The sequence below is a fragment of the Streptomyces sp. NPDC001663 genome, assembly GCF_042893105.1.
Lineage (GTDB): Bacteria > Actinomycetota > Actinomycetes > Streptomycetales > Streptomycetaceae > Streptomyces.
This window is the reverse complement of sequence record NZ_JBIAUR010000021.1, coordinates 185,118-199,340: the sequence shown is the minus strand read 5'-3', so window position 1 is coordinate 199,340 and position 14,223 is coordinate 185,118. Positions and strand designations below refer to the sequence as shown.

The following is a 14,223-nucleotide window of genomic DNA, read 5'->3' as shown; positions in this document are numbered from 1 at the left end:
TCCCCTCGGAGCAGGCCGCGCTGAAGGTGCTCTACCTCGCCGTCCGCGAGCTGATCACCCCCAAGGCCCGCGATGTCAACCACGTCGCGGCACACCGGAAGAAGGCGCTGAACCAGTTCTCACTCTTCTTCGAGGACCGGCTCAACACCAGGTGAACCCCAAGGACTTACACAAAGCTACTGACACGCCCAGACGCCGTAGTCGGTTTCGTGGTCCAGGCCGCGCAGCCGTACGAGGTCGGGCAGGGAAATGACTGGGGTGGCGACGGCGGCCAGGGCGAACACCGTCTCGGACCGGTCGTGCAAGCGCTGCTGTACGCCTGCTCACCGAGGAAGGTCGAGGCACCTCAACGCTTGTCCGAGGGAAGCGGGTGCGAGCTGGTCCGGTAGCGGCTGCGGAATTCGGCGAGCAGTTGGTCGGTCGCTTCGGCACCGGCGCTCACGGCACCATGGACGTCCCGGAAGTAGTTCTCGTAGCCGGCCGGGGTGTAGAGGCACAGGGCTCGTGCGGTGGCCGGGCCTTCGTTGCGGAACCCATGAGGGGTGCCGCGGGTCGCGGCGAGCAGGTACCCCGGGCCGGCTGTCACCTCGCCGTCCCCGGTGTGGAGGGTCAACTCGCCTTCAAGCACGTAGAAGTACTCGTCGTGTCCTTCGTGTACGTGGGGCCTGGCTCCGATGGTGCCCGGCGCGAGACTGAACTCCTCGAAGGCGAAGCGTCCCTCCGTCTGCTCGCCGGTGAGTCGGAAGAAGTGCGCGACACCGGCGACCTCTATGAGCTCGCCGTCCGAGGGACGGCGCAGGAGCGGACGAGGCACATTGCGGGAAGAATTGTCGGTCATGGCGTCATTGTCGCCCAGCAATTCGCCTTGATCGCTTTGGGCTGTGGCGGCCTCTTGTGTACGCCGACCTCGACTCCAGCGTGGCGGCGATGATGGCTCAGCCCTTCTGCCGACGGATCGCTTCAGCGACGCCAGGGCAGTCCCGTGGTGGCGGGACCGTTGGGATCGGTGAGGGCGGCGAGGATGGTCTCGCAGATCTCGGTGAAGGCGCGGGTCTGCTCGCTGCTGAGGTGGTCGAAGACCGCGGCGCGGACGGTGGTGACGTGTCCGGGCGCGATCCGTGCCAGGGCGGACATGCCCTCGTCCGTCAGAACGGCGAACTGGATACGCCTGTCGGTGGAGCAGTTCTCGCGGCGCACCCAGCCGTCCTCCTCCAGTCGGCGGACCGCATGGGTGAGCCTCCCGCGGGAGATATTGAGCTGCTCGGCGAGGTCTGTCATCCGCAGGCGTTGGTCGGGGGCGTCGGAGAGGCGGACCATCACCGTGTAGTACAGGTGGATGATGCCCGCTGTGCTTCTCAGCTGCTGGTCGATGGTGTCTTCCAGTAGGACGCTGGCGTTGCAGTAGGCGCGCCAGGCGTGCTGCTGTTCGGCGTTCAGCCAGCGGGTCTCCTCCATGCGGCGGATCCTAGCATTGCTTCAACTTTTAAGAAAAACGACCGCGAACGCTTGAAAGTTTAAGCTCCTCGCCCTAGCGTGAGTCCTGTCGAAGTACTCAAAAGTTTAAGCACTTGTCGACAGGAGCTGTCATGAAGCCCATCCGTAAGGCCCTCGTCGGAGCCCTCACCCTCAGCGTGCTCGCGGGCGGCGCCACCGCCGCTCTCGCCGATTCCCCCGTCGGTGGTTCCGGCGGCACGCGCGCCGTGCCGACGAGCGAGCAGGCGCAACTGCAGAAGCTGTACAAGCAGGCCCTGGCCGAGGGCGGGACCCTGACCGTCTACGCCGGCGGCGACACGCCCTACCAGGCCGACTACCTCCGCGACGCCTTCCTCAAGAAGTTCCCGAAGATCAAGTTCAACATGGTCACGGACCTCAGCAAGTACCACGACGCCCGCATCGACAACCAGATCGCCACCGGCAGAGTCGTCGCGGACGTCGCCCAGCTGCAGACCCTCGACGACTTCCCGTACTGGAAGAAGGAAGGCGTGCTGGCGAAGTACAAGCCCGTCGGCTGGGACAAGGTCTACAACCAGATCAAGGACAAGGACGGCTACTACACCGGCGTCATGTTCTTCGGCTTCGCCAACGTCACTGCCACCACGCTCGGCAGCGACGCCCCCGTCGAGGCGAAGGACTTCCTCAAGCCCGAGTTCAAGAACAAGCTCGTCTTCACCTACCCCAACGACGACGACGCGGTCCTCTTCTACTTCAAGCAGCTCACCGACAAGTACGGCCTCGGCTACCTGAAGAAGCTCCTGGCCCAGCACCCGAAGTTCGTCCGCGGCACCCAGGCCGCCGCCGACACGGTCGGCACCGACGGCTACGTCGCCAACTTCGGCAGCGCCGGCAGCTTCTCCGGCCTGTCCACCACCAGCATCCCCAAGACCAGCCCCTGGGTCACCTGGCCGCAGACCGCCGCCATCCTCAAGAAGGCCCCGCACAAGGCCGCCGCCGAGCTCTACCTGAGCTGGCTGCTGTCCAAGGACGCCCAGACCAACTCCATCGGCACCTGGAGCGCCCGCACCGACGTCGCCGTACCCGCCGGCCGCAAGGGCATCTTCGACTACAAGAACACCAACCCGCTCGCCCTCGGCAAGTTCATGGGCAACCGGACCGCCCTCGCCCGCTACAAGGCACTGATCACCCTCTACGTCGGCGACGTCAAGGGCGTCGACCCCTCCGACCCGGGCGGCGTGCTCGGCCTGTACCCGATCAACCGCGACGGCACCCAGGGCTGACGAGCTCTCGGCTTCGACTCGAAGCCGCACCCCTGCCTTGGGCCAAGGCTCGGCCAGGTCGGCCCAATTCGACCTGGCCCTCGACTGAACCGGAGAAGGACATGGAATCGTTGAGTGCGCAGGCCGACGGCACGTACGAGCTGGAGAAGGACAACTGCATCCACTTCCACATGGTCGACTTCGTCGCCTGGAACAACCGTAAGTTCGACATGCAGGCCTACTACCACGCACCGGCCGTCTACGTGGAGATGGGCGGCGTGGCGACCGCCGACGTCGACGAGCACATCGACGCCATGAAGGGCATCCTGGTCGACAACCCCGAGGCCCGGATCCTCCAGCACTACCCGCAGGTCGCCCAGGGCGAGTGGACGGCGGTCGTCGGCCACTACGTCCCCGGCGACTTCCGCCTCTGCACCTTCGCCCGCCACCACGAGGGTCGGATAGTGGAGGAATACCTCTTCATGCGAGAGCTCACGGAGGAAGAGCCCGACCCGTACGAGGACGAGAAGCCCTTCGTCACGATCACCAGCCCCGACGACAAGCTCCTTCAGGTCGCGGCCGACGTCCGTCCCGGTTGGAGCGCTGTCATCCGTGGCGACGAACTGGGCAAGCGATCGGCCACCTTCACCCGGCGCGAGAGCGGTGAGGTCGTCGAGCAACTACGGTTCGCGGCGATCTAGTACGCGCTCGGAGTGGTCCCCTCTCGGCTGCGCCGGCTGATGCCGACGCAGCCGAGTCGTGCTCCGGGCGGGTGTCCTTCGACGGCCAGAGCCCGGACCGTCGCGGAGATGGTTGCCTTCGCGGTGGCCCGCCGCCCGAGAGGGACACCCGGCTGCCGAACCTCAGAGCACGACGTCGAGTCGGGCCGGGCGTCGGATCATGACCAGGCCAGGAGGCGGCTCGCGGTGGTAGCCGGGAGCGAGCCGCAGTTCGGGGAAGCGGTCCAGCAACTGCTCCAGGAAGACCCGGGCTTCCAGCCGCGCCAGTGGCGCGCCGAGGCAGGTGTGGATGCCGTAGCCGAAGGTCATGGTGGTGGCCTGTCCGACAGGCCGGTCGAGCGAGTACTCGGCGGCGTCGGCGCCCCAGGCCCGTTCGTCCCAGTTGGCGGACTGGAGGCTGACGGCGAGGCGGTCGCCGGGCCTCACGGGACAGCCGGAGATCTCCCGTTCCTCCGTGACCGTCCGCAACACGTACTGCAGGGGCGCGTCGTGGCGCAGTGACTCCTCGATCGCCGCGGGGAGGAGCGACCGGTCGGCGAGGAGACGTTCCCAGCGGGTGCGGTCGACGAGCAGTTCGTGGAGCAGGTTGGTGATCAGACTGGCGGTGGTGTCCGTGGCGGCCAGGATCAGCTGGAAGGAGTGGATGACGGCCTCGACCGGGGAGAGGGGTGGCTCGCCGTCGGCGGGGTGCGCGAGCCCGTCCAGGACGTCCGCCCCGGTGGACGGGGCGGCGGCGCGGGCGGCGAGCTGCTCTCCGAGGTAGCCGGTGAGGGCCAGGAACTCCGGCATGTCGGTGCGGAGTTCGGGGAGGACGTCGTCGATCGCGTCGGCCCACTGGTGCAGACGCTCCCAGTCCCGCTCCGGCAGACCGAGGAAGGCGTACACCACCCGGGTCGGGATCTGGCGGGCCAGATCGGTGTGGATCTCGGCCTTCTGGCCGGGCTGCCACGCATCCAGGACACCGGCCACGATCTCGCGGACGCGCGGTTCCTGCGCACGGAGCCGGGCCGGAGCGAACCAGCGCCTGAGACGCCCGCGTAGCGCCGTGTGATAAGGCGGGTCCGCCATGGTGATCGGGACCGCGGGGAGGTCGGCCGTCCTGGTGCCCCCTTCCAGGGCGAAGTTGTCGACGGACGAGTACGTTTCGTGGTCGGTGAGCACGTCCCGTACGTCCGCGTGGCGGGCGAGGAAGTGCACACCGGGCCGAGGTTGGGACACCGGGCAGCGATCACGGGCTGCGGCGAGCCGGGCGGCGGGATCGGCGTGGTGGGCGGGATCGATCGGATCGTAGGGGGCAGGGTGCGGCTGAGCCATGGTGACGTCCTTACGTACGGGCTGGGGCAGGGGCGGGAACTCCGGCGCCGAGCCGCTTGAGTTTGATGACGGGGAGGCGGTGATTGACGGCGACGGCGGTGGCCGTGCCTCCGTCATGGCGCCACCTCAGCAGCGCACTGCGGTCGTTCACCGATCCGGCGAGGATCTCGGGGGCCCCGGTGAGCGGCAGTTCACCGCTGATCTTGATGTCGAGTCCGCACTGCTCGGTCCAGAAGTACGGGTCCGTTCGGTACGGCCGCGCCGACGCGCCCTGCAGCAGGCCGGCCGCGGCCGCCCGGCCCTGCTCAACAGCGTTGGTCCAGTGAGGAGTTCGGTGCCCTTCCCGCGATACGACGTCCCCGGCGGCGACCACTCCGGGAGCGACGCGGCAGCACGCGTCGGCGACGAGGCCGCCACCGGCGTCCAGGGGCAGGCCGGAGTCCCTCAGCCAGTCGGTGTTCGGTACGTCGCCCACCGCGCAGACGATCACGTCGGCCTCCAGGACCGACTCGCCACAGCGCACGCGGTGTTCGCCCACCACGGTGACGCCGTCCGGCGCGACGCGGACACGGATGCCGTGGTCCCGCGCGGCCGCGACGGCGAGATCGGCCAGCCACGGTCCGAGCAGCCTGAGCAGCGGCGGGACGAGGTCGACCACGGTGACCTCCAGGCCGAGCGCGCGGCAGGTCGTGGCGACCTCCATGCCGAGGAAGCCGCCGCCCAGCACGATCGCGCTGCGCGCGGTGGCCAGCCGGGAGGCGAGGGCCTCGGCGTCGTCCAGGGTGCGCACCACCAGGTCGGCGCCGCCGGTCAGGCGGCGTGCCCGTGCTCCGGTGGCGACGACCAGCCCGTCGTACGGCACCTCGGTGCCGTCGGCCAGCGTCACCGTACGGCCGCGGACGTCCAGCCGTACGGCCCGCGCCCCGGTACGGAACTCGATGTCCTCGCCCGGCGCGGGGAGCAGGGCGGATGTCGCGGGTTCCCGGCCGGCGAGGACGCCCTTGGACAGCGGGACGCGGGAGTAGGGCTGGTGAGGTTCTTCGGACAGGACGGTCACCTGTCCGTCGAAGCCCCCGGCCCGCAGGCTCTCCGCCGCCGTCAGCGCGGCGATGGACCCGCCGACGACAACGATCCGCCTCACGGCCGCACCTTCAGCGCCGCGACGGGGCACACCCGCACGGCGGCGGCGACGGCCCTCTCGTCCTCCGGGGCAACCTCCTCGTGGGTCAGGTGCAGCTCGCCCTCGTCGTCGAGCCGGAACACCTCGGGCGCGGTCTGCTCACACAGCCCGTGGCCCTCACAACGGTCGAAGTCCACCACGATCCTGGACATCTCACTGCCCTTCCGTGCGTACCGTGACGGGCAGCGAAGCCATGCCCCGGATGACGTTGTTGAGTTTGCGGACCGGCTCGCCCGCGAGCTCGAGCGACGACACCCGCCGTACCAGCGCGCCGAGCACCGCCTGCGCCTCCAGTCGGGCCAGGCCCTGGCCGGCGCAGCCGTGCACGCCGTAGCCGAGAGCGACGTGGTCGACCGGGTTGCGGCGGACGAGGAACTCCTCGGGGCCCTCCCACTTGCGTTCATCTCGATTGGCCGAGGCGAAGGACAGCAGGACCCTGGTGTCGGCCGGGATGGTGATGCCCTCGATGTCCACCGGCTGGGTGGTGCGACGGAAGAAGCCCTGTGCGGGGGACTCCAGCCGCAACGACTCCTCGAACGCCGGGCCGACGAGCGCCGGTTCGGCCCGCACTTCCTGGTAGGCCTGCGGGTGCCGGGCGAAGAGGAGGATCGTGTTGCCGATCGCGTTGATGGTGGTGTCCATGCTGGCGATCACGTACGCGGACAACAGAGGCACCACGGAGGCGGCCTCGATCTCCCCCTGCTCCGCGGCCTGGTGGATGGCGGCGGCCCAGCCGTCCGGGCGGAGGTTCTCCGGCACCATCACCGTGTTCAGGTACCCGAACATCTGACTGACGAAGGGGATGGATGCCTGGGCGCGGGCGTTGAACGGACCGAAGGTGTTGAACGCCGCGTCCGCGAACGACAGCCATGGACCCCGCGCTTCCTCGGTGAGCCCGATCAGGTCAGCGATCACGGTCACGGGGAACACCGCGGCGAGATCCGTCACGGCGTCGAAGTCGCCCTTGGCCGCGGCGTCGGCGACGAGGTCGTCAGCGAGGGCGGTGATCCGGGTGCGGAGCCCCGCCAGGGCCTTGGGGGCGAGCTTGTCGGACAGCAGGGCCCGCAGCCGGGTGTGGTCCGGCGGGTCACTGGCCAGCACGGTGCCCTTCATCTGGGCGTTGAACTGGTCCTCGTAGCCGACGCCGTGCGCAGACGAGAAGCGTTCGTGGTCGGCCAGAGCCGCGCGCACGTGGTCGTAGCGCGGAAGGACCCAGGCGTCGTAGGCGGTCAGCCGTACCGCGGGGCCGACTTCCCGGAGTCGGCGGAGCGCGGGGTACGGGTCGTGCAGCACGTCGTCGGCGAACAGGTCGACGTCGGAGGTGGGCAGAGGCAAGGTCGCACGCATCGACAACTCTCCTTTGAGTTGCTCGGGCCACGACGGAGTTCCGGGGAGGGGAGAAGGTCTGAGCCGTCGGCACGAGGGTGTGGGAAACGAAGAGAGCGAACCTATGTGAGTCAGGACTCACACTTGTGGTGAGCATGAGCTCACAACCGCTCCTGTCGCGTCAAGCCCCGTGCGCGCACTTGTGTGCCACTGCAAGCCAGGCGGTCAGCGGCCTTCTGAGGTGCCGAGTAGGTAGGACACGACCGCGGTCTGGAGGTGACTGCGCAGCTCGTTCCAGGGCAGCGGGCGGTCGGACTCGAGGAACTCGCCCTGGGTGACGCGGTGCGCGATCGTGGCGTAGACCAGGCGGAAGGCGAAGTCCAGCGCGGCCGCGGGATCCGGGTGTGCGACGGGGATGTGTCGCAGAGCCTCGGCGAAGTTGCGGTTGCCCTCGACGCTGACGCGCGAGCCCTCGACCCTGACCGCTTCGTGCCGGGTGCCGAGCAGCAGGAAAACGCGCAACAGGGCCTCGTGCGCCCGGAAGGCGTCGGTGATCGCGCCGACCGCTTCGGCGATCGCCACGGCCGGATCGCGCAGGAGGCGCAACCGCTCCACGGACATGCGTTCCGTGATCTCGGCCTGGAGGTTCTCGGTGAAGGCGTGCTGGATGGCCAGCAGGAGTCCTTCCTTGTCGCCGAACCGGCGGTAGATGCTGCCGACCGCCATGCCGGCCCGTTCGGCGACCGCGGCCACGGTCAGCGCGTCCACTCCACCCTCTTCGAGCAGCGCGTACCCGGCCTGCATGAGGTCCTGCTGCGAACGGCGACTGCCTTCACGGAGGGCGGCAGGCCTGCGGGTGGGGGACTCGGTCATCTGCGCAGTTTATCGACCGGGCTCTTGACGTCCATGTTGCCGTTGTGTGAATCTCGCTTCACTCCAACTGTGAATCTAGATTCACACGAAGCTGCGGCACGCACCGCACGGTCGAGCCGCACCCCTCTCCCATCCCACCACGACCCCTCGCAACGGCGCGGGGCTGTCTCTGGAGGTGTCCGATGGCTCCGCACTATGACATCGCCGTCGTCGGCTACGGTCCGACCGGACTCGCCGCGGCGTCCCTGCTCGGCCGGCTCGGCAACCGGGTGGTGGTCTGTGAGCGCTGGCCGGCTCTGTACGGGCTGCCCCGGCTCACCCACATCGACGACGAGACCGCACGTACCGTCCAGGCGGCGGGCGATGTCGACGAGGCGCTGCGGGACTCGTCCCCGTGCGAGTACCTGTGGGTCAACGGCAAGGGTGAGACGCTGGTGCGCATCCCGGCGAACCCCGACGGCCCGATGGGATATCCGGATCACATCTCCATGTACCAGCCGGACGTGGAGCACGCGATGGACAAGCGGTTGCGCGGTTACGGCTCGGTCGACGTCCGCCAGGGCTGGGCGGTCACCGGCCTCGACCAGGACGACGACGGTGTCACCCTCCGCCTGTGCGGCTGGAACGCCGAGACAAGCTGTGCGGATGGTCCGCGCGACGAGGTCCGGGCCCGCTATGTGATCGCCGCCGACGGCAGCCGCAGCGGGGTACGGGAACTGCTCGGAGTGGAGCGCGAGGACCTCGGGTTCAACGAGCAGTGGGTCAACATCGACACCGAGTGGCTGCGACCCCAGCCACCGGAGTTCGCCTACGGCACCCAGTACTGCGATCCCGCGCGCGGCCACATGACCATCAACATCGGCACCACCCGCCAGCGCTTCGAGTTCGCCCTGCTGCCGGGCGAGTCCCGAGAGGAGATGACCGCGCCGGAGACGGCCTGGCGGCTGCTGCGCGACTACCACGACCTGGGACCGGACGACGTACGGATCACCCGTCAGCTCGTCTACGGATTCGAGGCCCGCATCGCCACCCACTGGCGCACCGGGAGGGTCTTCCTGGCCGGCGACGCCGCCCACACCATGCCCCCCTACCTCGGCCAGGGCGCCTGCAGCGGCATCCGCGACGCCACCAACCTCGCCTGGAAACTCCACCTCGTCCTCGGCGGGCTGGCGCCCGAGGCTCTGCTGGACACCTATGAGGGCGAGCGCCGCCCGCACGTCACCGCCCTCACCCACATGGCGATCGGCCTCGGCAAAGTCGCCAACACCCACGACGCCGAGGCAGCGGCGGCCCGGGACGCGGCCTTCTTCGCGGGCACGGTACCCCCGCCGCCCCCGTTCCCGCCCCTTGCGGGCGGAGTCCTCAGGCCGGACGGGGACGCGCCCGTCGGCACCCTCACCCCCCAGGGCCGCGTCCGCCTCGCCGACGGCCGCACGGGACGCTTCGACGACCTCACCGGATACGGCTTCACCCTGGTCACCACCGAAGATCCCACCGCCGCCCTCGGCCCCGACCGGCTCGCCAGGCTGACGCGCCTGGGCTGCACCGTGGTCGCCCTCGACACCGTCGACGACCTCGACGGACGGCACCGTGAGTACCTCCAGCGGCTCGGCGCGGTCGCCTACCTGGCACGCCCCGACTTCGTGCTGTTCGGCGCGGCGGCCGACAGCACGGACCTCGGCGCGCTCGTGGACGACCTGGACGACGCCCTGTCCGGCACGGCCAAGGCGGTCGTATGACGGCCGCGGTCCCCGGGACGGCTTCTCTGCCGCCGCTGGTGGCGGCCCAGCACCGGGCCATGCCCTTCACGCGGCTTACCGACTGCGGCATGGACCCGGCCGACGCCCGCCGCCTCCTCGCCGACACCGCGGCCGGGACAGCGTGGCAGGACGCCGCCGCGGCCATCGCGCGGACACAGCTGGAACGGGCCCGCGTGGCGGAGGAGTCGGAGCACCGCACGACCGCCCGGCAGGCGTACCGCCACGCCTCCGCGGCGTGGATGTTCGCGCAGATGGCGCACCAGACCGACACCGCGGAAAAACGGGATCTGTACGCCCGGCACACCGCCGCGACCGCCGCTCTCGCACCTGCCGTGGAGCGCGTGGAGATCCCGCATCGCGACGGGCGGCTCGGCGGCTGGTTGTGCCTGCCGCCGACGGGCGAGGCCCAGGCCACCGTCATCGTCTGGGGCGGGCTCAGCGGCTGGGGCGCCGCGTACCTGCCCGTCGCCGACGCGTACACCTCGCGCGGCCTGGCCTGCCTGCTCGCGGAAGGTCCGGGGCAGGGCGAGTCGCGGCTGCGTCACGGCCTGTACGTCGACGAGCGCATCACCGAGGGCTTCGCCCGCTTCGTCGACCTGGTCGGGGCCGATCCCCGCCTCGGCGGCGCGATCGGGGTGCAGGGCGTCAGCTTCGGCGGCCTGTTCGCCGCCCACCTGGCCGCCGCCGATACACGCGTCGGTGCGGTGGTGGTCAACGGCGCCCCGGCAGCGCCCACGGTCCCCGAATACCGCACCGCCCGCGAACAGATGGCCGCCGTCGTCGGCACCGACGACCCGGACCGGGTGACCGAGGTCATGGACGCCCTGCGCTTCGACCCGGCCAAGCACCGCATCACCTGCCCCCTGCTCCTGCTGCACGGCGGCCAGGACCCCCTGGCCCGCTACGAGGACCAGGAGCCCTTCCTGCACGCCGCGGACCCCGCCGCCGCGACCGTCCGCATCTGGCCCGACGGCGAGCACACCCTCTACAACCACGCGGCCGAACGCGACGCGCTCACCGGCGACTGGTTCACCGACCACCTCACCGGCCAGAGCACCCCGAAAGGTTAGGACCACCAGTGGACTTCACCGTCGAGACCGCCACCGACGCGGTGGTGGAGAGCTTCCGGGAGACCAAGGACCAGCGGCTGCGGCAGGTCATGGAGAGCCTGACCCGCCACCTCCACGACTTCGTGCGGGACATCGAACCCACGATCCAGGAGTGGGAGGCCGCGATCGGTTTCCTCACCGCCGTCGGCCAGAAGTGCGACGACACCCGCCAGGAGTTCGTCCTGCTCTCCGACATCCTGGGCGTCTCCATGCTCGTCGAGACCATCAACGGGGCCGAGGAGGGAACCGAGAGCACCGTCCTCGGCCCCTTCCACATGACCGAATCCCCCCGCCGCGAACTCGGCGACTCCATCGACATCCTCGGCACCGGCCGTCCCTGCGTGGTCTCCGGCCGAGTGCTCGCCGGCGACGCAACACCGCTTCAGGGCGCCGAACTCGACGTGTGGCAGTGCTCGGAGGACGGTTTCTACGACGTGCAGCAGCCCGACGTGCAGCCCCCGGGCAACGGACGCGGCCTCTTCCGCACGGACGAGCACGGCCGCTACTGGTTCCGCACCGTCGTCCCCTCCCACTACCCGATCCCCACCGACGGCCCCGTAGGCCGCCTCCTCGAAGCCACCGGACGGCACCCCTACCGGCCCGCCCACATCCACTTCATCGCCGGCGCCGAGCACCACCGGCCCATCACCACGCACGCGTTCGTCGCGGGCAGCCCCTACGTCGACTCGGACGCCGTCTTCGCGGTCAAGCGGGGCCTGATCACCGACTTCACCGAGTCCCACGACGAGCAGGACGCCCAGCGATTCGGCGTGACCGCGCCCTTCGTCCAGGCCAGGTTCGACATCGTGCTGGCGCCGGAGGCGAAGGCGACGCGATGACCTTCACCTACGAGGCTCTGCCCATGCGGGTGGTCCTCGGCCCCGGCAGTCTGCGCCAACTGCCCGTCGAAGCAGAGCGTTTGGGCCTGCGCCGACTGCTCGTGCTGGCCACGCCCGGTCAGCGCGCTCTCGCCGAGCACGCGGCCACCGTGCTGGGCGACGCATGCGTGGGTCTCTTCACCGAAGCCAGGATGCACGTGCCGATCGACGTCGCCGAAGCGGCTCGCGCGGCCGCCCGCGAGGCCGGCGCGGACGGTTGTCTGGCCATCGGCGGCGGCTCCGCCATCGGCCTCGGCAAGGCGATCGCCCTGACCTCCGGCCTGCCCGTGATCAGCGCGCCCACCACCTACGCCGGCTCCGAGATGACCACCGTGTGGGGACTCACCGAGAACGGGCGTAAGCGCACCGGCCGCGACCGGGCCGTCCTGCCGCGCAGCGTGGTCTACGACCCCGAACTCACCGTCGGCCTCCCCGTGGACGTGTCGGTGACCAGCGGCTTCAACGCCATCGCCCATGCCGTGGAGGCCCTGTACGCGCCCGACGCCTCGCCGATCGTGTCCCTGATGGCCGAGGAAGGGGTGCGCTCGCTGGCCGCAGCCCTGCCGGTCATCGCCGCCGACCCCGGCGACATGGCGGCCCGCACCGACGCGCTGCGTGGGGCGTGGCTGTGCGGGGCGTGCCTGGGCGCCACGACGATGTCGCTGCATCACAAGCTCTGCCACATCCTCGGCGGCACCTTCGACCTGCCCCACGCCGCCACCCACACGGTCCTGCTCCCGTACGTCGCCGCCTTCAACCTCCCCGCCGCACCGGCCGCGGAGCAGGCCCTGAACCGCGCCTTGGCCACGGACGACGTACCGAAGCACCTCGCGCGGGCATCCGCCGAACTCGGCGCTCCACGCTCACTGGCCGAACTCGGCCTGACGGAGAGCGACTTCGACGAGATCACCGCACAGGCACAGGCCCAGCCCTACGCCAACCCACGCCCTGTCACCGCGCAAGCCCTCCGCTTCCTCCTCACTCAGGCCCTGAAAGGAACCCTCGCGTGATCAAGTTGGTGGCCGCCGTACGGCGGCACCCCGGCTGACGCACACCGAATAGGCCGAGTACATCGAGAAGGCGCACGGCTGACAGCAGTCGCCAACAAGCCGACCGTGCGCAAGTGCGTCCAGAACCACGTCCTCGACGGCGCCTACGGGGCGCCCGGGGACGTGGGTTACCTACTTCGGGGCCGGAGTGATGTGGGACGCGCCTGTCGTGCCGGGTGGCGGACCCGCGATGGGAACGACATGACTCATCGCCTGCCGCGGGTCCGCCAGCGTCTCACGCCGGGTTGCGGCCCATGAAGAACTCGCGGAAGGGATCCATGCTCGGTTCCAGGCCGGCGTCGATCAGACCCTTGCGCAGTGCGGTCATCTGGGCGTCGTGGATGCGCTGGGTGGGCTGACGGAGGGGGCCGCCGTTGTAGCCCTGGAGCCAGCCCTGGAACTTCCATGCCTGCCGGTTGATGAACGCCCCGCCGTGCAGGGCAGGGGCGAGACCGGACTTGATCTTCCGGGCGGGGTGGAGCTGCCAGTAGATGTCGGCGGCCTCGTCGTGCTTGCCCTCCCGCAGGAGGTGGAAGGCGCGCGGGATCATCGGGCCGTAGTACTCGTGGTCGCTGGTGGCCGAGAACTGGATCGGCATGATCTGTGACAGCGGGATCAGCTCGCCCTCGATGGGCATGGAGATGACGACCTCGTCGCCGAAGTGGCGGTGGCACTCGATGACGCTCTGGATGCTGGGGAAGCCGCCCTCCGCCTTGATCGCGACGATGTTGGGGCAGTCGTCGATCAGGCGCCGGATCAGGCGTACGGGGATGTCGGAGGGGTGGATGCGGGGGCTGAAGCCCCACAGGTACATCGGGAAGAGCATGACGCCGAGGTTCGTCGCGTCGCAGACGGCCTTGGTGTAGTCGTAGATCTCCTGCTCGGACTCGGGGTAGAAGTTCGGCGGGTACGACAGCAGCACCAGCTCGGCGCCTGCCTCTTCCGCCCCCTTCACGGCCTCGATGTTCTGCTCCAGCGTGCTCCAGCTGGCGTGGTGCACCAGCAGGAACCGGTCGCCCGCCTCGTCCTTGATGATGTTCAGGAAGTCCAGGTACTCGGGGAGCTGGATGGCGACCTCGGAGACACCGAGGGTGCCCATGAAGCCGTGCTCGATGGCGAGCCGGGTGTCGTGACGGATCGCCTTCTCGTTGATGTTCCTCAGGTCGCCCGTGAAGGACGGGATCGTGCAGTTGACGACGCCGACGAGGTTCTCGCGTGCCCATTCGCGGGCTTCGGCGCGGGTGTAGCGGGCCATGGTGGTGTGCTCCTCGGTCTTTGTG

Annotated in this window: 15 protein-coding genes; 6 read left to right on the top strand and 9 right to left on the bottom strand. The window is 69.7% G+C overall.

Features of this window, described 5'->3' with window-relative positions; translation table 11 throughout:
- Positions 1-176: 176 nt before the first annotated feature.
- From ACFY1L_RS47090 to ACFY1L_RS47080, 3 genes are all read right to left on the bottom strand, one after another.
- Positions 177-305, bottom strand: coding sequence for a hypothetical protein (locus ACFY1L_RS47090; RefSeq protein WP_388840020.1), 129 nt, complete (start codon positions 303-305; stop codon positions 177-179).
- Between the two features lie 41 nt (positions 306-346).
- Positions 347-838, bottom strand: a complete 492-nt coding sequence (locus tag ACFY1L_RS47085) for a cupin domain-containing protein (RefSeq protein ID WP_388840017.1) — start codon at positions 836-838, stop codon at positions 347-349.
- Positions 839-960: 122 nt separating this feature from the next.
- Positions 961-1,455, bottom strand: coding sequence for a MarR family winged helix-turn-helix transcriptional regulator (locus tag ACFY1L_RS47080; protein WP_388840014.1), 495 nt, complete (start codon positions 1,453-1,455; stop codon positions 961-963).
- A 131-nt stretch (positions 1,456-1,586) separates the two neighbouring features.
- Between ACFY1L_RS47080 and ACFY1L_RS47075 the strand changes: the two genes are divergently transcribed.
- The gene (locus ACFY1L_RS47075; RefSeq protein ID WP_388840011.1) at positions 1,587-2,735 is read left to right on the top strand and encodes an ABC transporter substrate-binding protein; all 1,149 of its coding nucleotides are present in this window, start codon (positions 1,587-1,589) and stop codon (positions 2,733-2,735) included.
- Between the two features lie 101 nt (positions 2,736-2,836).
- Positions 2,837-3,415 carry a hypothetical protein gene (locus ACFY1L_RS47070; protein ID WP_388840008.1) on the top strand — a complete coding sequence of 193 codons (579 nt, stop codon included), beginning with the start codon at positions 2,837-2,839 and terminating at the stop codon, positions 3,413-3,415.
- A 162-nt stretch (positions 3,416-3,577) separates the two neighbouring features.
- On the opposite strand, the gene ACFY1L_RS47065 is transcribed toward ACFY1L_RS47070, so the two are convergent.
- The 5 genes from ACFY1L_RS47065 to ACFY1L_RS47045 form a co-directional block, all read right to left on the bottom strand.
- On the bottom strand, positions 3,578-4,768 hold the full coding sequence (locus ACFY1L_RS47065; protein WP_388840006.1) for a cytochrome P450: 1,191 nt from the start codon (positions 4,766-4,768) through the stop codon (positions 3,578-3,580).
- Between the two features lie 10 nt (positions 4,769-4,778).
- Entirely contained in the window at positions 4,779-5,909 is a 1,131-nt protein-coding gene (locus tag ACFY1L_RS47060; protein ID WP_388840003.1) for an NAD(P)/FAD-dependent oxidoreductase, read from the bottom strand.
- A complete protein-coding gene (locus tag ACFY1L_RS47055; RefSeq protein WP_388840001.1) occupies positions 5,906-6,100 on the bottom strand; it encodes a ferredoxin in 195 nt (64 codons plus the stop codon). Before ACFY1L_RS47055 ends, ACFY1L_RS47060 begins: the two co-directional genes overlap by 4 nt.
- 1 nt (position 6,101) lies before the next feature.
- The gene (locus ACFY1L_RS47050) at positions 6,102-7,295 is read right to left on the bottom strand and encodes a cytochrome P450 (RefSeq protein ID WP_388839998.1); all 1,194 of its coding nucleotides are present in this window, start codon (positions 7,293-7,295) and stop codon (positions 6,102-6,104) included.
- A gap of 204 nt (positions 7,296-7,499) precedes the next feature.
- Positions 7,500-8,147 carry a TetR/AcrR family transcriptional regulator gene (locus ACFY1L_RS47045; protein ID WP_388839995.1) on the bottom strand — a complete coding sequence of 216 codons (648 nt, stop codon included), beginning with the start codon at positions 8,145-8,147 and terminating at the stop codon, positions 7,500-7,502.
- A 182-nt stretch (positions 8,148-8,329) separates the two neighbouring features.
- On the opposite strand from ACFY1L_RS47045, the gene ACFY1L_RS47040 reads away from it, so the two are divergent.
- The 4 genes from ACFY1L_RS47040 to ACFY1L_RS47025 are packed head-to-tail and all read left to right on the top strand — an operon-like array spanning position 8,330 to position 12,904.
- A complete protein-coding gene (locus ACFY1L_RS47040) occupies positions 8,330-9,886 on the top strand; it encodes a bifunctional 3-(3-hydroxy-phenyl)propionate/3-hydroxycinnamic acid hydroxylase (RefSeq protein ID WP_388839993.1) in 1,557 nt (518 codons plus the stop codon).
- Positions 9,883-10,977, top strand: coding sequence for an alpha/beta hydrolase family protein (locus tag ACFY1L_RS47035; protein ID WP_388839991.1), 1,095 nt, complete (start codon positions 9,883-9,885; stop codon positions 10,975-10,977). Before ACFY1L_RS47040 ends, ACFY1L_RS47035 begins: the two co-directional genes overlap by 4 nt.
- Before the next feature lie 8 nt (positions 10,978-10,985).
- Positions 10,986-11,855 (top strand): dioxygenase, encoded by an 870-nt coding sequence (locus ACFY1L_RS47030; RefSeq protein WP_388839988.1) that lies wholly within the window; start codon positions 10,986-10,988, stop codon positions 11,853-11,855.
- On the top strand, positions 11,852-12,904 hold the full coding sequence (locus tag ACFY1L_RS47025) for a maleylacetate reductase (protein ID WP_388839985.1): 1,053 nt from the start codon (positions 11,852-11,854) through the stop codon (positions 12,902-12,904). The genes ACFY1L_RS47030 and ACFY1L_RS47025 overlap by 4 nt, the downstream gene beginning before the upstream one ends.
- Positions 12,905-13,178: 274 nt before the next feature.
- Here ACFY1L_RS47025 and ACFY1L_RS47020 read toward each other — a convergent pair whose 3' ends face one another.
- Positions 13,179-14,198: a dihydrodipicolinate synthase family protein gene (locus ACFY1L_RS47020; protein WP_388839982.1), complete on the bottom strand. Its 1,020-nt coding sequence runs from the start codon at positions 14,196-14,198 to the stop codon at positions 13,179-13,181.
- Positions 14,199-14,223: the final 25 nt, after the last annotated feature.